Origin of the sequence: Enterococcus sp. C63 (assembly GCF_040887215.1) — a bacterium.
Lineage (GTDB): Bacteria > Bacillota > Bacilli > Lactobacillales > Enterococcaceae > Enterococcus_B > Enterococcus_B hirae.
The window spans coordinates 471604-491644 of sequence record NZ_JBFOFI010000001.1 but is presented as its reverse complement, the minus strand read 5'-3'; the positions used below and the strand labels follow the sequence as shown (position 1 = coordinate 491644).

The 20041-nt window shown below is 36.4% G+C and carries 12 protein-coding genes and 1 pseudogene; 10 read left to right on the top strand and 3 right to left on the bottom strand.

Annotated features, from left to right (window positions below):
- Positions 1–778: 778 nt before the first annotated feature.
- Entirely contained in the window at positions 779–970 is a 192-nt protein-coding gene (locus AB3H90_RS02125) for a hypothetical protein (RefSeq protein WP_010718919.1), read from the top strand.
- Between the two features lie 236 nt (positions 971–1206).
- Here AB3H90_RS02125 and AB3H90_RS02120 read toward each other — a convergent pair whose 3' ends face one another.
- Positions 1207–1353, bottom strand: coding sequence for a putative holin-like toxin (locus tag AB3H90_RS02120; RefSeq protein ID WP_081186522.1), 147 nt, complete (start codon positions 1351–1353; stop codon positions 1207–1209).
- Positions 1354–3225: 1872 nt separating this feature from the next.
- Here AB3H90_RS02120 and AB3H90_RS02115 point away from each other — a divergent pair.
- From AB3H90_RS02115 to dnaJ, 7 genes and pseudogenes are all read left to right on the top strand, one after another.
- On the top strand, positions 3226–4719 hold the full coding sequence (locus AB3H90_RS02115; RefSeq protein WP_368016079.1) for a hypothetical protein: 1494 nt from the start codon (positions 3226–3228) through the stop codon (positions 4717–4719).
- Between the two features lie 233 nt (positions 4720–4952).
- A pseudogene (locus AB3H90_RS02110) lies at positions 4953–5114 on the top strand (site-specific integrase); the annotation flags it as partial.
- Positions 5115–5323: 209 nt separating this feature from the next.
- Entirely contained in the window at positions 5324–6490 is a 1167-nt protein-coding gene (gene hemW, locus AB3H90_RS02105) for a radical SAM family heme chaperone HemW (protein ID WP_034698273.1), read from the top strand.
- Positions 6491–6736: 246 nt separating this feature from the next.
- Positions 6737–7780 (top strand): heat-inducible transcriptional repressor HrcA, encoded by a 1044-nt coding sequence (hrcA, locus tag AB3H90_RS02100; protein ID WP_010718939.1) that lies wholly within the window; start codon positions 6737–6739, stop codon positions 7778–7780.
- A 45-nt stretch (positions 7781–7825) separates the two neighbouring features.
- The gene (gene grpE / locus AB3H90_RS02095; protein ID WP_010718940.1) at positions 7826–8389 is read left to right on the top strand and encodes a nucleotide exchange factor GrpE; all 564 of its coding nucleotides are present in this window, start codon (positions 7826–7828) and stop codon (positions 8387–8389) included.
- A 41-nt stretch (positions 8390–8430) separates the two neighbouring features.
- A complete protein-coding gene (gene dnaK / locus AB3H90_RS02090) occupies positions 8431–10263 on the top strand; it encodes a molecular chaperone DnaK (RefSeq protein ID WP_010718941.1) in 1833 nt (610 codons plus the stop codon).
- Positions 10264–10925: 662 nt separating this feature from the next.
- Complete coding sequence (gene dnaJ / locus AB3H90_RS02085) at positions 10926–12092, top strand: molecular chaperone DnaJ (protein ID WP_010718942.1); 1167 nt, start codon at positions 10926–10928, stop codon at positions 12090–12092.
- 270 nt (positions 12093–12362) lie between these two features.
- Here the strand turns inward: dnaJ and AB3H90_RS02080 are convergent, their stop codons facing one another.
- Both AB3H90_RS02080 and AB3H90_RS02075 read right to left on the bottom strand, forming a co-directional pair.
- Positions 12363–13100, bottom strand: a complete 738-nt coding sequence (locus tag AB3H90_RS02080; protein ID WP_010718943.1) for an amino acid ABC transporter ATP-binding protein — start codon at positions 13098–13100, stop codon at positions 12363–12365.
- 1 nt (position 13101) lies between these two features.
- Positions 13102–14598: an amino acid ABC transporter substrate-binding protein/permease gene (locus AB3H90_RS02075; protein ID WP_010737741.1), complete on the bottom strand. Its 1497-nt coding sequence runs from the start codon at positions 14596–14598 to the stop codon at positions 13102–13104.
- 387 nt (positions 14599–14985) lie between these two features.
- Between AB3H90_RS02075 and uvrB the strand changes: the two genes are divergently transcribed.
- Entirely contained in the window at positions 14986–16980 is a 1995-nt protein-coding gene (uvrB, locus tag AB3H90_RS02070) for an excinuclease ABC subunit UvrB (RefSeq protein ID WP_034698271.1), read from the top strand.
- A gap of 9 nt (positions 16981–16989) precedes the next feature.
- Complete coding sequence (gene uvrA, locus AB3H90_RS02065; RefSeq protein WP_368016078.1) at positions 16990–19827, top strand: excinuclease ABC subunit UvrA; 2838 nt, start codon at positions 16990–16992, stop codon at positions 19825–19827.
- Positions 19828–20041: the final 214 nt, after the last annotated feature.

The following is a 20041-nucleotide window of genomic DNA, read 5'->3' as shown; positions in this document are numbered from 1 at the left end:
ATAAATTTTAGTATTTTTCTAATCAGTATTTTTACACTGATAATCATTTTTTTAATTTTTAAATCGAATGATTTATTTATACTAGTAAAAAATCTTTATGTCGAAGATTATTATATGCTTGTTCACGTAAAAAAAGAATTAGAATATATGAAGACAATCAAAATAAATAAGACCAAACGTTGAAAATCGGTATTTATGTGTCTCACTCAATCAATAGAAAAATAAACAGCACCTAATCTGTTCCAAAATAGTAAAACCGTCATTTTAGAGATAGGTTATATTCAATCTAAAGCTCAAACTCATCCTCACAATGATATGGGGTCAACTTATTAGTAAATATCTGGAATACGACTAAGGCTAGAGTGCGCGGAATAAATTCATAAAGAGAGGGATATTAGATGAAGTATATCACTAAAAGTTGGTCATTTATTTCTTTTTTAATCTTGCTAATCATTTTTGAATTAGTTAACACATATCTTATTTATCAGTTTCCTTTTTATGTACGAATAGGCATATTGATACTCATTGGGTGGGGATATGAAATAATCATAAGACGTTTTTTAAAACATTAACTATAAAAAACTATGGTAGAACATCATGAAAAAATACTATAAGATTATCTCTGATTTACGTTGAGCAACTTTAGAATCAGCGCTTAATACAGCATTTTCAAGAAAATAAGATAGAATTAAAAAAGGTTAGGCTGGTTTCCTACGAGAACTAGCTATAATGATGCTGGAATAGCTATAGCCGGAATAATATAGAGGAGTGAGTTTTCTTGTATAAAAACTGGAAAAAGTATACTAAAAATCATCCATACGCTAGTATTATCATTGTGGCGTTAGTAGCCAGTTTAATAGGTATTTTTATCGAATATTTACTGAATCGAGACTTTCTAAGAAGCGGCTTTGGAGTAACGTTGATTTTGATTATCGGGCAGATAGTTGTTGTAAAGAAAAATAAGAAATAATTTACTGAAATAAAGTGTCGGGGTAAAAAGCGTTTTTGTAGTGTGAAAAATGATGAGTTTATGAAAGATTAAATGATGAATAATGAAACAATTGAACAAAAGAGAAAGGGTATGCTATAATAAACATGAAAAAAGGAACTGCGTCAACAGTTCCCTTTTGACAGCACCGCTAAAGACGGTGGCAAGTTATATAGTTATCTCAAAAAGGAGTAACCAATCTCTCGCTAAAGTGACGGTTACTTCTTTTTGTCGTTTTTGTGGGCTAAGGTTAGAATGCCAAAAATCAGTGTTGCGATCAAAGATCCAAAACTGATCATTAGCCCTAACGCTGCTTCCACAGACAAAAGGCGTCTCCTTTCTCTAAAGTTTGAGATTATGTGCATAAGCACCACCTCACTTTCAGATTAGATAGCCACCGTCATTAAACTTTACTGTCATAACTGATTATAGCATATAGGATTTGTTATTATTACCTTAAAAATGAAAAACAACTGTTCTTTTGTTTTGAAAATTGAATAGAAGAATAAGCGTATGCTATAATGAAAATGAAAAAAGGAACTGCGCGAACAGTTCCCTTTTGACAGCACTGTTTAAGACGGTGGCTCAGTTTAATTATAGTTACAAAAAATAACCGTTAAACTGCCTAAGTGTAAATTGCGGTTATTTTTTGTCGTTTTTGTGATTGCTGACTGTCAGAACTAACGTTGCAAAAGCTATCGCAAATATTAGTGCTTCAAAAACAGACAAGCTTATTCCTTTCTAGGGATCAAGCCACAAATCAACATAGGCATCACCTTATTTCTATTGGGATTAGCTACCACATAAACTGTGCTGTCTCAACTATGTATAGCATATAGACCTAGTTATTTTCTTGAAATTTCAAGTATAATTAGGTCTATTTTTTTGCTTAAAAATAAGAAACCAAGAGGGATTGTGAACTGAAAAAAGATCAAGAAAAAGGAGAAAAACAAAAAATTTTTATCCGTGAAAACGTAAGTATATTAGAATCGATGGAAGTTAAAGTTATTTAGTCAAATAAGAAAAATTAAAGTTGCTTTATAACATAAGAAAGAAACAAAATAAAATAAGATTAAGGGGAACAAAAATCAATGAAACAACCAATCCCCCAGAACAAAAGGTTTCTGCGTATATCCATATCCCGTTTTGTGAGCATATCTGTTATTACTGTAACTAGCTGACTAAAATTAGTTCTTTTATTTAAAAAATTCAAACAGTTATGACTTTAAAAACGCTTTTTATGATGAGGTAAACTAATAACATCGTTATTAGTTTACAGTTGTATCGTCATATAAGACAAATAAAATAATTGGGAGGATACATATTTTTAAATGAAAATTAGTATTACTTACATCTGATTTGGTTGTCTCTATTACTCCATCAATCTCGATAGGATCAAATGTATTTGCTAATGAAAATACAGAAATTTCGTTGAATCAATCAATAGACAGAACTATTACTGAATAAAAGCTTACTGAAGGATTCAGGCAATTATTTAATTTAAATATTGATGATTTAATCACTATTTTGAAACAATAAGGAATTGATCCATATACAATTTTTACTGCTAGCGAAATAGCATTACAAAGAAGAAAAGAGCTACTTAGGGCTAGGGTAAATAAAGTATTTAATTTCAATAACGAAACAAAAGATATTTATTTGAACTCTTATATTGCGACTACTGCAAAAACTGTTGGGCTTGCAGCGATTGTACATTATGTAGGTTTAGGATAGCTCAAGCTATTACTGGTTCTATCGGAACTACTATTCATACAAGTAAAGGAATGATTATTCTTGTAAATAAACAACCAGGATGAAAATGGGGTTCGAATATTGATTGTTGAGTAATCATAAGTGTATGCAGCCAATAAAGTAAAGAAATCTTGATTGGCTGGTGTTTTATATGAAATATTTATCTAAAATATGACTATTTTTTCATTATTTAATATTACTAGTGATTTTTGAATTGATTAACATATTTATTATTTATTGTTTTCCTATTTATGTGAGAATTGTAATACTTGTTCTCATTGCTTGGGGATATGAAATAATCGTAAGCCATTTAAAAAAACATCTTTATAATCATAAGCAATAAAGAAATTGTTACATAAAATCATGAAAAAAAGACAACAGAATTATCGCTGATTGGTTAAACAATTGTTGGCCAAAAAACAAAAGAAATGATGAAGTACATAGTTAATGGGATAAGCATTAAATGAAAAGGAGATGGATACTATATGAGAATAGGTAAACTGATTACTGCTGCTCTTGGTGTGGCGAGCATAGCAAATGAAGCACGTAGTTTAGGACACCAAAATCAAGGAAGGGAATTAGAACGAAATCCGTATGTAGAAAACTTGGGTAGAATTAATTTTTTACCTGATGACATTCATCCACACGAAGTTCAACACTCGAAACACAACAATGGGATGAACGCTGACCAAACCTCAAGACTACTAGACGAAATGCAAAGAGATGATCCAAGACACCCCTATTCAGCTCAAATATCTAAAAAAAAATCTAAAAAATCTAAAAAAAATGATGAAATTCATCCACACAAAGTTCGACACTCGAAACACAATAATGTGATGAACACTGACCAAACCTCAAGACTATTAGACGAAATGCAAGTAGATGATCCAAACCCCTATTCAGCTCAAAAATCTAAACAATCAAAAGAAATTGATGTAGAATTTTCAAAGCATCTCGAGGATCAAAAAGCTCATGACGGAGCAATTTATCAACTAGTGGAAAAAGAGTCAGAATTTATCAAACTCTTAAACGGATATATTACTGAAAAACCTGCAGAAATTAATCTATTAAAATCATACCGTGAGCAGTCTGAAGAATTATGCAAAGAATTACTTCTTGTGAGGAATGATTTAAAAACTTTTGTGAATAAGACAGAACAGAAGATGGAATCGCTTGAAAAATATTTAAAAAATGATGGAATAGAGAATAGAACAGAAGTAGAAGAATATGCGTTTCGTTACATAATGGACTTAGACAATCTAAAAAACAAAAAAAGGGAGGCCAATAGTTTTTTAGCCAATTGTAGAAAGCTAACAAGATTCCTAAAAAATGAGATAAACTACCTGAGAACCCCTGCAGTGCATTCTCTTGAAACAGAAAGTCCTACTATTTTTTCACAAAAGTCTACAAAATCAAAAGGAACCCATTTGGGTAGCACTTATAAAACAACGATAAGTATGCCTGAAATAACGAATAAACCTACAACAGCGCTACCTACTCTTTCTCCACAAGAAGAATCTATAGCAATAAGATTTGAAGATCTTTCAAACAATTTCAACATGGCAACTAAAAATATAAAATATTTACGTGAACAAATTAATGAGTTCCATTTACAGTTACGCTCGAATAAGAAAATGTCTCCTAGTGATATTCAGCAGACAGAAAAAAATCTTAATATTTTTGAGAATATCATCCTTCCAACATTAAAGTGTGAAAAAACGAATATTCAATATGCAATAATTAATGAGAAAAATTGTATAGAGTTGCTTGTAAAAAAAGGAAAATTAAGCCCCTCGTTAGCAACAAAGTATACTGATGAATACAATAAACTCATTAATAACTTTGAACAATCTAATAACAGAAGAAATAAAAGAGGCCAGTCAATGAAACCTACTCTTTCAGAAAAACTAACAAATACTGCTATAAAAAATAACGAAGAATTTTCAAGAACTAAACGAGAGTCAACTTTTGAAAGGTAGTCTATAAAAAAGTGTGTAAACCCCCAGAGGTTGTATCAAGTGATGCAGAGTTTTTCAAATGGATAAACCTAAAGAAAAGAATGATTAAAAGAATTAGATTTAAAACGTACATACAACATAAAAGACAGAATGAAATAGCTAATAAGTTCAGCAATTGAGGAGATGCTTGTTGAATTACCATTTTTTAGGTCTTTTTTGATTAGCCACTGTATAGACCTTACTGTCTTTACCATTACACTCATATCTCTTTATTGGCAGAAGCAGGCGTTCCAATTAAAGCGATCATGGAGCGAGTGGGTCATTCCAACATGAAAACTACTTTAGAAATTTATAACCAAGTAACCAATACAACCAAAGAAAAACTAGTCCAAGAAGTCGATTCTTGGATTTTTTAGTGGATTTGTTTGGAAAATACGGTTAGTATGCGTATATGAGAGGTTGTGAAAGCGATGGTATGCTTCAAGAATTAAGAGCGAAAAATCGAAAATAGCTTTCCATATTTTTGAATTTTTTGAACTTAATTCCGAAGAAGCAATCGCTTGAACACCGTTTAAAGAAGGTCGAAAACAGGTACGACTTTTCGACGTAAGGAGAATTTAGTTTAATGAATGAAACAACCAATCCCGCAGAACAAAAGGTTTCTGCGTATATCCATATCCCGTTTTGTGAGCATATCTGTTATTACTGTGACTTTAATAAAGTATTTTTAGAAGGTCAACCCGTAGATGAATATGTCGAGATGCTTCTAAAAGAAATGGAAATCACACTTGAACAACATCCTGTAAAAGAATTAGAAACACTGTATGTTGGTGGTGGGACACCTACGTCTTTGACTGCAGTGCAATTGGATCGTTTGTTAGCAGGCGCTAGGGAAATATTGCCTTTTAAAGAAGGAAAAGAATTTACGGTTGAAGCGAATCCTGGAGATCTAACGAAAGAAAAGCTTCAGGTCATGAAAAATTATGGAGTGAATCGTTTATCAATGGGGGTGCAAACTTTTGATAATCGGTTGCTGAAAAAAATTGGGCGGAAACATACCGCAGAGGATGTTTACCAAACAATGCGTTTTTTAGAAGAAGAAAACTTTACGAATGTGAGTATTGATCTGATTTATGCGTTACCTGGACAAACGTTAGAGGGCTATCGAGAGACATTGAATCAAGCACTTGCACTTGATTTGCCCCATTATTCATTGTATTCATTGATTTTAGAAAATAAAACGATGTTTATGAATTGGGTGCGGCAAGGGCGTTTAGAACTGCCTGATCAAGAAACCGAAACGCGAATGTTTGAAGAAACCATACAAGCGATGGAAAAAAAGGGACGTCATCAATATGAGATCAGTAATTTTGGATTGAAGGGGCATGAATCAAAACACAATTTGATGTATTGGAACAATGATCATTATTTCGGCTTTGGCGCAGGTGCAAGTGGATATCTTGGGAATAAACGATACCGTAATAAGGGACCGATTCAACATTATTTACGTCCATTAAGAGCAGGAGAACTCCCTGTTTTGGAAACTGAAGTACTTTTAAGAGAAAATCAAATCGAGGAAGAAATGTTTCTTGGGTTAAGGAAAAAGATAGGAATTTCCAAACAACATTTTTACGAACGTTATCAGCAAACAATCGAATCGCTTTATTCAAAGGTTTTGACAGATTTAGAAAAAGAAGGATTATTGGTAAATGAATCCGATCGAATTTATTTAACGCCAAAAGGAACTTTTCTAGGAAATGAAGTCTTTGAACGTTTCTTGCTTGAAAAATAGTTGTGAGAGGTCAATAAAACCTTTAAATTTCTTTATATATCGATTAAATAATGGAAGGTATTAAGAAACCTATTTATCTTTCGTGTTGATCTATCAATGTATTTATCAGAGAATGCCGCTTTTAGCACTCGTTAAATGAGAGTGCTAAAAGTGGTGTTCTTTTTCTTGACACACTATGCGCTTCTTGCTATATTAGTAAGTGGGTTAGCACTTAGAAGATATGAGTGCTAATGAGAGGTGAAGAAGATGTTAACACAAAGACAAAGTGAGATTTTACGTCTGATCATCCAAAACTATACGAGTAGCGGTATACCCGTTGGCTCCAAAACCTTAATGGAAGATGGAGTCAAGGCAAGCTCAGCAACGATCCGTAATGACATGAAAGCCTTAGAAGATGCTGGGTTGTTACTTAAAACTCATTCTTCATCAGGAAGGATTCCTTCAGCATTAGGTTATCGGCATTATGTGGATCATTTGCTAAAACCTGCTCGTGTAACCAATGATGATCTGCAGCAGATTCGGCTGTCTTTAAGCAAAGAATTTCATGAAATTAACGAGATTATTCAACAATCTGCTGAGATTTTATCCGAGCTGACTAGTTACACAACCTTCTCGTTAGGCCCAGAAATTAAAGACCGCCGTTTGACTGGTTTTCGTATCGTTCCTTTAAATAGTCGTCAAGTGATTGCGATTGTAGTAACCGATAAAGGAAATGTAGAAAGCCAAGTTTTTACACTTCCTGAAAATCTAGGAAGCCAAGATTTAGAAAAAATTGTTCGCATTGTCAATGAACGATTGGTGGGAGATCCATTGATGACTGTCTATCATAAATTGCGGACAGAGATTCCAATGATTTTGCATAGATATTTTCAGACAACTGAAGGGATATCAAATCTTTTTGATACGATACTCGGACATGCGTTTGAAGACAAAATTTATGTAAGTGGGCAAATGAATCTACTAGATTATGAACTCCACCAAGATCTGGAGCAGTTCAAATCGATGTTTTCGTTTATGACAGATACTTATGAATTAACCCAAATGATCGTCCCAACGGATAGTAACATCCACATCAAAATTGGATCTGAATTAGGAAATGAGCTTTTACAAAATATGAGCATGATCCAAGCAAGTTACGAGATTGCTGGACACGGTCGAGGTACAATAGCCTTGTTAGGACCAACCAGTATGCCTTATTCAAAAATGCTGGGTCTGGTAGATGTCTATCGTCAAGAATTAGCGAACAAGCTTGCTGATTATTATCGATCAATTGATTTGACTGGATCTTAGCATGAAAACGAATCACTGACTGATTAACGAAAAGGAGTGTGTCTTGTGAAAGAAAAAAAAGAAGAGTTAGAAAAAGACGTAGCGGATATTCAAGAAGATACGGAAATCGATACGGAAGCGACGGAAGACTCAGGTGTCTCTGACGTAGAAGCTGAAGAATTTGAGCGTTTAAATTTAAAGGCTGAAATGGAAGAGTTGGAAGATAAATATTTACGTGCTCGAGCTGAGATTGCAAATATTGCAAATCGAAGTAAAAATGAGCGTGAACAATTACAAAAATATCGTTCACAAGATCTTGCTAAAAAATTATTACCTTCAATTGATAACTTAGAGCGTGCTTTGGCTACAGATGTGGCTGATGATCAGGGTGCAAGTTTGAAAAAAGGTGTTGAAATGGTACTAGAAAGCTTGAAACAAGCACTTAAAGAAGAAGGAATCGAAAAAATCCCAGCAAAAGGAGAGGCTTTTGATCCGAACCTCCATCAAGCTGTACAAACCGTGCCAGCGACTGAGGAACTTCCAGCTGACACAATCGTCGAAGTACTACAAGAAGGTTACAAATTACATGACCGCGTATTAAGACCAACAATGGTTATTGTTGCGCAATAATGTCATGATATAAAATTAACTAAGATAAGGAGACGTTAATTATGAGTAAAATTATCGGTATTGACTTAGGTACAACCAATTCAGCAGTAGCTGTTTTAGAAGGAAACGAAGCAAAAATTATTGCAAATCCAGAAGGTAACCGTACAACTCCTTCTGTTGTCTCATTTAAAAATGGGGAAATTCAAGTGGGTGAAGTTGCTAAACGTCAAGCAGTAACGAATCCAAATACGATTTCATCGATCAAACGCCATATCGGTGAACCAGGCTATAAAGTAGAAGTAGAAGGGAAATCATATACACCACAAGAAATCTCTGCAATGATCCTTCAATATATCAAAGGATTCGCTGAAGACTATCTAGGTGAAAAAGTTGAAAAAGCAGTTATTACTGTGCCTGCTTACTTCAATGATGCACAACGTCAAGCAACAAAAGATGCTGGTAAAATTGCTGGCTTAGAAGTTGAACGTATTGTAAATGAACCAACTGCTGCAGCGCTTGCTTATGGCTTGGATAAAACAGATCGTGATGAAAAAATCCTAGTATTTGACCTTGGTGGTGGTACGTTCGACGTATCTATCCTTGAATTAGGTGATGGCGTATTTGACGTACTATCAACAGCTGGAGATAACCATCTAGGTGGGGATGACTTCGATAACAAAATCATTGATCACATGGTAGCTGAGTTCAAAAAAGAAAACGGCATTGATTTATCACAAGATAAAATGGCATTGCAACGTTTGAAAGATGCTGCAGAAAAAGCGAAAAAAGATTTATCTGGAGTATCAAGCACACAAATCAGCTTACCGTTCATCACAGCTGGCGAAGCAGGTCCTCTTCACTTAGAAATGACATTGACTCGTGCGAAATTTGATGAATTAACCGCTGATTTAGTAGAGCGTACAAAAATTCCAGTACGACAAGCCTTGAAAGATGCTGGTTTATCACAATCTGAAATTGATGAAGTTATCTTAGTTGGTGGTTCAACACGTATTCCTGCAGTTGTTGAAGCAGTAAGAAAAGAAACTGGAAAAGAACCAAACAAATCTGTAAACCCAGATGAAGTAGTAGCGATGGGTGCTGCTATCCAAGGTGGGGTTATCACAGGTGATGTCAAAGACGTTGTGTTACTTGATGTTACTCCGTTATCATTAGGTATTGAAACAATGGGTGGCGTCTTTACTAAATTAATTGATCGAAACACAACGATCCCTACAAGTAAATCACAAGTGTTCTCAACGGCTGCAGATAATCAACCTGCTGTAGATATCCATGTCTTGCAAGGTGAACGTCCGATGGCTGCTGATAACAAAACGTTAGGAAGATTCCAATTAACAGATATTCCTGCAGCACCACGTGGTGTGCCACAAATCGAAGTTACTTTTGACATTGATAAAAATGGTATCGTGAATGTTTCTGCTAAAGATCTAGGTACACAAAAAGAACAAAAAATCACGATTAAATCTTCTTCAGGACTAACTGATGATGAAATCGAACGCATGGTAAAAGATGCAGAAGCGAATGCAGAAGCAGATAAAGCACGTAAAGAAGAAGTGGATTTACGTAACGATATTGATGCTTTACTATTCTCAGTTGACAAAACACTAAAAGAATTAGAAGGTAAAGTTGACGCAGAAGAAGTGAAAAAAGCGGAAGAAGCTCGCGATGAATTGAAAGCTGCTGTTGAAGCAAACAATATCGAAGAAATGAAAACAAAACGTGATGCATTGAATGAAATCGTGCAAAATTTGACAGTTAAATTGTATGAACAAGCTGCGCAACAACAAGCACAAGAAAATCCAGAAGCAGCGCAAACAGGTGCAGATGATGTAGTAGACGCTGACTTTGAAGAAGTCGACGGAGACGACAAAAAATAATCTCATTAAATAATCGTTAGCTGTTTAGTAGAAATGACAAGTTTCAGTAGAGAAGGTTTTCCCCTTCTCTAGCTGGGACTGTTATCATACAATACAACCTTTTGAATACGTTGTTAAACAATATTAAGCAGGATCTAAAAGACGAGTGAATCGAAGTTTATACAACAATTTACTTTACCATTCGTTTTTAGTGTTAATGCTTGAAAGAAGGTTTAGCAAAAGAGATCAGCTCTAAGAAATAATCCGAAGAATGCGAAAATAGATTCTCATATTTTCGAGATTCTTCGGATTATTTTCCGATAGTGCTACATTTAGAGTGGTCTAAAAGGTAAGTAGGCGTTTACTTTCAAGAATGATGCGCAAAATAGAGACCTTATTGTTTGGAGATTTGATGTGCATGATTATGCCTGTTGAATAACAGAAGTCATAAGAACAATGGGAGAATTTCTTGGACAATAGCTGTTGCTTTGAGGTAGTTCGATCTGGTCATAAGATAAGATTTGAGGAACATTCTTTCTTCAATTTGGAAAACTTGACTTAGGTATGAGCCTTAAACTAGCTTCCTTTTTTAAATACTTGAAAGTAGCAGTTTTTGTTTTCGTAAAAGTATGATATGATAACAAGCGACGTGGAAATGATGAGAACCAATAGGAGGAAAGCCTATGGCAACAAAACGTGATTATTATGAAGTCTTAGGGCTCTCAAAAGGAGCTTCTGAAGATGAAATTAAAAAAGCTTATCGAAAGCTATCAAAAAAATATCATCCAGATATCAATAAAGAAGCTGATGCAGAAGAAAAATTCAAAGAAGTATCAGAAGCTTATGAAATTTTAAGTGACCCGCAAAAACGGGCAGCTTATGATCAATATGGACACGCAGGTACCGATCCAAACTATGGCGCTGGTGGAGCCGGTGGCGGCTTTGGTGGTTTTGGCGGCTTTTCAGGTGGCGGTTTTGGTGGTTTCGAAGATATCTTTGATTCGTTCTTTGGCGGTGGCGGTCGTACGGTAGACCCTAATGCGCCAAGACAGGGTGCGGATTTACAGTATACGATCGATCTTTCTTTTGAAGAAGCGATTTTTGGCGTAGAAAAAGAAATCAAGTATAACCGAGAAGAAATTTGTCATACTTGCCATGGAAATGGTGCGAAACCTGGAACACAACCAACAACTTGTCATAAGTGTCATGGATCAGGGACAATCAATGTGGAACGTCAAACGCCACTTGGCCGTGTGATGAGTCGTCAAACTTGTGACGTTTGTCATGGTACTGGTAAAGAAATCAAAGATCCTTGTCCAACTTGTCATGGTTCTGGTCACGAAAAGAAAGCACATTCTGTTAAGGTGAATGTACCAGCAGGTGTAGAAGAAGGACAACAAATGCGTCTGGCAGGTCAAGGTGAAGCTGGAGAAAACGGCGGACCATTTGGTGATCTATATGTTGTATTCCGTGTGGAAGAAAGTGATATTTTCGATCGTGATGGTTCAGAGATCTATTACGAATTGCCATTGAGTTTTGTACAAGCTGCTTTAGGTGATGAAGTAAAAGTGCCAACAGTTCATGGAGATGTCAAACTTAAAATTCCGGCAGGTACGCAAACAGGAACGAATTTCCGTTTACGTGGCAAAGGAGCGCCTAAACTTCGTGGAGGAGCTACTGGGGATCAACATGTGAAAGTGAAGTTGATCACGCCGAAGAACTTAAATGAACAGCAACGTGAAGCATTGCGTGCTTTTGCTGAAGCTGGCGGCATCAAAGTAGAAGAACAACAAGAAGATGGCTTCTTTGATAAAGTGAAAGATGCCTTTGGCGGTAAGAAAAGAAAATAAAAGAAAAGCAAATCAATAAATTCAACTAGCATCTCTGGCAGTTAGACCAACATCTAATTGCTGGAGAATCGCCAGCCTCTTATTGATTTGCTTTTTTTATTTAGACAGGAGAAAGTGGCAAACAAATAATTAAAGCAGGGACGAAAGAAGAGGACAAAAAGGAAGTAAGTGTTATTTCTGGTCAATTTTATAAATGCCTTTAAAATAAAGACCGTTGCAAGGGATAGGCATCCTTTTGCAACGGTCTTTAACAATTTCATCATCTTAAGGTTAAATATCTAGTACTTTATCTAGGAAATCTTTTGTTCGTTCATTTTGTGGATTTTCAAAGATTTGTTGTGGTGTGCCATCTTCTAGGAAATTCCCTCCATCAATAAACATGACACGATTGGCAACTTCTTTAGCAAAGCCCATTTCGTGTGTAACGATAACCATCGTCATCCCTTGCTTAGCTAATTTTTTCATGACGTTCAAGACATCTCCGACCATTTCCGGGTCTAGTGCAGAAGTTGGTTCGTCGAAGAGCATGATATCAGGATTCATCGCTAGAGCACGAGCGATAGCGACCCGTTGCTTTTGTCCACCAGAAAGCATTTCTGGATACATGTCTTTTTTATCTTCAAGGCCGACGGTTTGTAGCAATTTGATTGCTTTCTTTTCAGCGGCTTCTTTTGATTCTTTTTTCAAATCCATAGGTGCTAATGTAATGTTTTCTAGCACTGAAAGATGTGGGAATAGATTAAAATGTTGGAATACCATTCCAATGTGTTGTCTTACCAAATTGATATCGGTGTTTTTGTCCATTAAGTGGGCCCCATCAATGATGATTTCGCCGTCTGAAGGCTCTTCTAAACGGTTTAAACAACGTAGGAAGGTACTTTTTCCTGAACCGGAAGGACCGATGATACAAACAACGTCACCTTCGTTGATTGAAACATTGATATCATTTAAAACGGTATTTTCACCGTATTTTTTTACAAGATGTTCAACTAGAATTTTTTCAGCCATCTTATTTCACCTTCTTTTCTAAAACTTTTGCTAATTTTGTCAGAATAGTAATGAGGATCAAATACATGATAGCAATAATTAGATAGACGTACGTACTTTGTGTCGTACGTGCAACGATAATTTTACCAGTTTGCAGTAACTCTACCACGCCGATCGCTGAGATGATTGTTGTATCTTTCAATGAAATAACGAATTGGTTCACGAAAGATGGCAACATGATCTTGATTGCTTGTGGTAAGATGATTTTTTGCATGGTTCGATTATATGAAAGTCCTAAACTGCGAGAAGCTTCCATTTGACCAACTGGCACAGCTTTGATCCCACCACGAACGATTTCTGCGATATAAGCGCTGGCGTTCAAAGTTAGTGTGATAATCCCGGCAATGAAGTCGGGAATAGTAAATCCGACGATACCTGGTAATCCAAAGAAGATGAAGAATGCAAGAACCATCATTGGAATACCGCGGATGACATCGACATAAATACTTGCAATTGTTCGTAGGGCTCTGATTGGCGCTACGCTGAATAAACCAAAGATAACACCAACAACTAATGCCAAGGCGAATGAAATTAAAGTTAATAAGATCGTTTGCCATAAACCTTTTAGTAAAACTTTGTAGTTGTTTTGTAATAGACCAGTTAGTGTAGATTCATCTTTGCTGGCTTTAGTAGGCGTATTATCTGTTGAGATATATTTGTTGATGATTTTATCGTATTCGCCAGTTCGTTTTAATTCTTTTAGACCTTCGTTGAACATTTGTAATAGTTCAGGATTTTGGCCTTTTTTCACAGCAAAAGCGTATTTACCACCAGATTCTTTAGCAATCGGTGTTTCTAATTGTTGATTGTTTTTAATTGCATAGCCGATAACAGGGTAGTCGTCCATCATGGCGTCAATTGCGCCAACTCTCAATCCGTCATATAACTGATCTGCAGAATCGAAGTACTTGATGGTATAGCCGTACTGGTCTTCGTGGGCATTTAAAAAATCAGCACTTTCAGTTCCAACTTTGGCACCTACTGTTTTTCCTTTTAGGTCTTCATAGGACTTGATTGAATTGTCTCCTTTTTTGACAGCGATTTGAATCCCGCTTTCAAAATAAGGATCTGAGAAATCATAGCTTTTTTTTCGTTCATCGGTCACAGTCATTCCTGCGATCATTCCATCTGCTTGACCAGATTCTAACGCTTGTAGCGCAGCAGAGAAACCACGATAATCCATACGTAGGTTAAATCCTTGCAGTTTGGAGATTGCCTCCATTAATCCAACATCAATTCCCTCGTATTTGCCTTCAGCGTTTTGAAACTCGAAAGGTGCAAAAGCTGAATCGCTGGCAATGACATACGTCTCTTTCTTAGGTTCTATTTTTTGCATCGTCTCGCTCGTACTTGAGTCAGCAGTAGTTTTATCGTCAGCTTGTACAGGATTGCTAAGCGCAAATGTGACAAGTCCTGTCATTATGAAAATAATCGTATGAAGCAAATGCTTTTTTTTCATAATTAACCTCCTAAAATTTCAATAACTTTTCATATTTTCCTATTATATGCGAAAACTAATAATAGATACAAGCTGAGTTGCTGAAAAAAATAAAAAAAATGTCATTTTGTAACAATCTATGTTATAAAATGTAACATAATAAATGTAGAGAGGAATCTGACGTAAGATAAATAATTACTTAAGGGACATTATTGATATATAATTTTGCTGCCTAATTTACTACATAATACATGTATGAATTTATATAATATAGTAGAAAAGAAAAAACTCAAAAGTAGCGAAAGTATGTTCGGTGTGGTATAATAAATCAACAAGGAATGCCTTTGCTTTCCTTTTCTTTTTTGTGGTCGTAAAATGAAGAGGAAAGAATGAAAAGGAGGATGAAATATGATAGAAAGAGATACCTCCCGACACTTTGAGTTGGTGTCAAAATATCAACCAGCAGGAGATCAACCCGAAGCCATTACACAGTTAGTTGATGGGGTAGTTGGTGGAAAGAAAGCTCAGATACTTTTAGGAGCAACTGGTACAGGGAAGACGTACACCGTTTCGAATTTGATTGAAAAAGTGAATAAGCCAACATTGATTATTGCCCACAATAAAACATTAGCTGGACAATTATATGGGGAGTTCAAAGAATTTTTCCCCAATAATGCAGTTGAATATTTTGTATCTTATTACGATTATTATCAACCTGAAGCTTATGTCCCTTCAAGTGATACTTACATTGAAAAGGATTCTAGTGTCAATGATGAAATTGATAAATTACGACATTCGGCAACCAGTTCGTTATTAGAACGAAATGACGTGATCGTGATTGCTTCTGTTTCTTGCATCTTTGGTTTGGGTTCACCTTTTGAGTATCAAAAACAAGTCGTTTCAATTAGACAAGGAGCTGAGCTTGATCGTAATCAATTGATTCGTGATTTAGTTAGTATCCAATTTGAGCGCAACGATATTGATTTTCAACGTGGTCGTTTTCGAGTACGTGGGGACGTTGTGGAGATTTTCCCAGCCAGTCGGGATGAACGTGCGTTGCGTGTTGAATTTTTTGGGGATGAGGTCGAAAGGATTCGTGAAGTCAATGCGTTGACTGGTGAGGTCTTGGGAGAAACTGAGCATGTGGCGATATTTCCAGCGACTCACTTTGTTACAAATGATGAACACATGGAACATGCGGTTGCAAATATCAAAGCGGAACTGGAACAACGTTTGACAGTTTTGCGGAATGAGAATAAATTGTTAGAGGCTCAACGGCTAGAACAACGAACGAACTATGATATTGAAATGATGTTAGAGATGGGTTATACATCTGGAATCGAAAATTATTCGCGACACATGGATGGTCGAAAAGAAGGTGAGCCACCATACACATTACTTGATTTCTTTCCCGAAGATTCATTAATGATTATTGATGAATCGCATGTGACAATGCCGCAAATTCGGGGAATGTACAATGGTGACCGCGCAAGAAAACAGATGTTAGTCGATTATGGTTTTCGTTTACCATCGGCATTAGACAATCGTCCGTTACGATTAGAAGAGTTTGAAAAGCACGTGAATCAAATCGTTTATGTATCTGCTACGCCTGGTCCATATGAGTATGAACAAACGGATACAGTGATTCAACAGATCATCCGACCAACTGGGCTACTAGATCCAATCATCGAAGTGCGGCCGATCATGGGGCAAATTGATGATCTGGTAGGAGAAATCAATGAACGAGTTGAAAAAGATCAGCGCGTGTTTGTAACTACATTGACAAAGAAAATGTCTGAAGATTTGACTGATTATTTTAAAGAATTAGGAATCAAAGTCAAATATCTGCATAGTGATATCAAAACATTAGAGCGTACCGAAATCATTCGTGATCTTCGTTTAGGTGAATTCGATGTACTTGTAGGAATCAACTTGTTACGTGAAGGACTTGATGTACCGGAAGTTTCGCTAGTAGCGATTTTGGATGCAGATAAAGAAGGCTTTTTACGGAGCGAACGTTCTTTAGTACAGACGATTGGACGTGCAGCACGGAATGCAGAAGGAAAAGTGATTATGTATGCGGACAAAGTGACTGATTCGATGCGCAAGGCTATCGATGAAACTGCTAGACGACGTAGTATCCAAGAACAATATAATCAAGAGCATGGTATCGTGCCGAAAACGATCATCAAAGAGATCCGTGATTTGATTTCCATCACGAAAGAATCCGAAGATGATGCAAAAGAAACGGTTCAAGTATCCTATGAAGAAATGACAAGAGAAGAAAAAGCTACATTATTAATGAAATTAGAAAAAGAAATGAAAGATGCTGCTAAAGCATTAGATTTCGAGACAGCCGCAAATGTACGGGATATGATTCTTGAACTAAAGGCGTCAGAGTAGGGGGATTATATGGCAAATGATAAAATAATTATCCATGGTGCAAGAGCCCACAATTTAAAAAACATCAATGTGACAATTCCGCGAGATAAATTTGTGGTGGTCACTGGATTATCTGGTTCTGGGAAAAGTTCGTTAGCATTCGATACATTATATGCAGAAGGACAAAGAAGATATGTCGAAAGTCTTTCTGCTTATGCACGGCAATTTTTAGGGCAAATGGATAAACCGGATGTTGATAGTATTGATGGGCTAAGTCCAGCAATTTCAATTGATCAAAAAACAACTAGTAAAAACCCTCGTTCAACAGTAGGAACTGTCACAGAAATCAATGATTATCTCCGATTGCTGTTTGCACGTGTGGGGCATCCTATCTGTCCGAATGATCACATTGAGATCACCAGCCAATCTATTGATCAAATGGCTGATAAAGTTTTAGAATTACCTGAACGAACTAAAATTCAAGTTCTTGCGCCGATCATTGTCAAGAAAAAAGGCCAACATAAAAAAGTTTTTGAACGTATTCAAAAAGAAGGATACGTACGTGTTCGAGTGGATGGAGAAATCTATGACTTAAGTGAAGTACCAGAATTAGAAAAAAATAAAAAGCATGATATCGCAATTGTCATAGACCGTGTCATCATAAAAGAAGGAATCCGTTCACGTTTGTTTGATTCAATCGAAGCTGCCTTGCGTTTAGCAGAAGGCTATGTTTTGATTGATGTCATCGGAGAAGAGGAAATGCTGTTTAGCGAGCATTACGCTTGTCCTTATTGTGGCTTTACTGTTGGTGAATTGGAACCAAGACTGTTTTCTTTCAATGCGCCATTTGGTGCTTGTCCTGATTGTGATGGTCTTGGTGTCAAATTAGAAGTGGACCAAGATTTAGTGATACCTGATCGTACGAAGACGTTGAGTCAAGGAGCGATCGTCCCTTGGAATCCAATCAGTTCACAATACTATCCACAGATGCTGGCTCAAGCCTGTGAAAGTTATGGGATTGATATGGAGACGCCTTTTGAAGAGTTGCCACTTGAACATCAAGAAATCGTGCTCAATGGGACAGACGAGCTGTTCCATTTCCACTATGAGAATGATTTCGGTGGTGTTCGTGATGTTGAAACAACTTTTGAAGGGGTATTGAAAAACATTAAGCGTCGGTACCATGATACAAACAGTGATTTCACAAGAGAGCAAATGAGACAATATATGACTGAATTGACTTGCCAAACTTGTCATGGGTATCGTTTGAATCCTCAAGCTTTATCCGTTCAAATCAATGGGACGAATATTGGACAAACGAACGAGTTGTCTATCCAAAAAGCGGTCAACTTCTTTTCAAATTTGACCCTTTCAGACCAAGAAAAAGTAATAGCTAAACCGATTTTAAAAGAAGTGAATGATCGACTTTCATTTTTAGAAAATGTTGGTCTCGATTATTTAACGCTGAGTCGTGCATCAGGAACTCTTTCAGGAGGAGAAGCACAGCGGATCCGTTTGGCCACTCAAATTGGCTCGAATCTCTCAGGGGTTCTTTATATTTTAGATGAGCCTTCTATCGGACTCCATCAAAGAGATAACGACCGTTTGATCGGTTCATTGAAGAAAATGCGTGATCTAGGGAACACTCTGGTTGTGGTCGAGCATGATGAAGATACGATGCGTGCGGCAGATTATTTGATTGATGTAGGCCCTGGTGCCGGGCATCAAGGAGGAGAAATCGTTTCAGCTGGCACGCCAGCGGAAGTGGCTGCTGATGAAGATTCTTTGACTGGACAATATCTATCCGGTAAAAAGAGTATTCCAGTTCCAACTGAACGACGAAAAGGGAATGGACAAGCTATCAAAATCACTGGGGCAACGGAAAATAATTTGAAAAATATTTCAGTGGAATTTCCTTTAGGTGAATTTGTTGCGGTGACTGGTGTGTCCGGTTCAGGTAAGAGTACATTGGTCAATAGTATCCTAAAACGAGCTCTTGCACAAAAAATCAATCGTAATTCAGCAAAACCTGGTAAATTCAAATCAATTTCCGGTTATGAAAGTATTGAAAAAATCATTGATATCGATCAAAGTCCGATTGGGCGCACACCACGAAGCAATCCTGCGACATATACTAGTGTATTTGATGATATTAGAGATTTATTTGCACAAACAAATGAAGCTAAAATGCGTGGGTATAAAAAAGGCCGTTTTAGTTTCAACGTTAAAGGTGGACGTTGTGAAGCCTGCCGAGGCGATGGAATTATTAAGATTGAAATGCACTTTCTACCTGATGTTTACGTTCCTTGTGAAGTTTGTCATGGGAAGCGATATAATTCTGAAACGCTAGAAGTTCATTATAAAGGAAAAAGTATTGCAGATATTTTAGAAATGACGGTTGAAGATGCCGTTGAATTTTTCCAACCAATCCCTAAGATTCATCGAAAACTTCAAACCATTGTCGATGTTGGTCTAGGCTACGTTACGATGGGGCAACCAGCTACAACATTATCTGGTGGGGAAGCACAGCGGATGAAACTCGCTAGTGAATTACACAAAATAGCGAATGGTAAGAACTTTTATATTTTGGATGAACCAACGACTGGTTTGCATACAGATGATATTGCCCGGCTACTTGATGTCTTGCAACGTTTAGTAGATGCAGGGAATACGGTATTAGTGATCGAGCATAACCTTGATGTTATTAAAACCGCTGATCATATTATTGATCTTGGACCAGAAGGCGGGGAAGGTGGCGGTACGATTTTAGCCACTGGTACACCTGAAGATATCATTGAGGTGAAAGAGAGTTATACTGGTCGATACTTAAAAAAAATCATGAATGGTGAAAACCAACTGGATAGTTAAAAAAAAATTAAAATCAAGTATCTATTCTTGTTTTATTGACCAGTATAGACTAAAATACGAAACATGGTAGTTCTTTCTACACTAATTGGTATAGATAAAAACTTCCTATAAGTTCAATCCGTTCAAAAAAGAATTGAGCAATCGGAGGAGATTCCTTTGATTGCTTTTTTCTTTATGGTATGATATTCCTTGTGTAGTTGAAAAAGAAAACTAG

Coding starts and splice junctions, on each gene's coding strand:
- AB3H90_RS02120 (WP_081186522.1), bottom strand. CDS start 1,353: ATGCACATAATCTCAAACTTTAGAGAAAGGAGACGCCTTTTGTCTGTG.
- AB3H90_RS02115 (WP_368016079.1), top strand. CDS start 3,226: ATGAGAATAGGTAAACTGATTACTGCTGCTCTTGGTGTGGCGAGCATA.
- hemW (WP_034698273.1), top strand. CDS start 5,324: ATGAATGAAACAACCAATCCCGCAGAACAAAAGGTTTCTGCGTATATC.
- hrcA (WP_010718939.1), top strand. CDS start 6,737: ATGTTAACACAAAGACAAAGTGAGATTTTACGTCTGATCATCCAAAAC.
- dnaK (WP_010718941.1), top strand. CDS start 8,431: ATGAGTAAAATTATCGGTATTGACTTAGGTACAACCAATTCAGCAGTA.
- dnaJ (WP_010718942.1), top strand. CDS start 10,926: ATGGCAACAAAACGTGATTATTATGAAGTCTTAGGGCTCTCAAAAGGA.
- AB3H90_RS02080 (WP_010718943.1), bottom strand. CDS start 13,100: ATGGCTGAAAAAATTCTAGTTGAACATCTTGTAAAAAAATACGGTGAA.
- AB3H90_RS02075 (WP_010737741.1), bottom strand. CDS start 14,598: ATGAAAAAAAAGCATTTGCTTCATACGATTATTTTCATAATGACAGGA.
- uvrB (WP_034698271.1), top strand. CDS start 14,986: ATGATAGAAAGAGATACCTCCCGACACTTTGAGTTGGTGTCAAAATAT.
- uvrA (WP_368016078.1), top strand. CDS start 16,990: ATGGCAAATGATAAAATAATTATCCATGGTGCAAGAGCCCACAATTTA.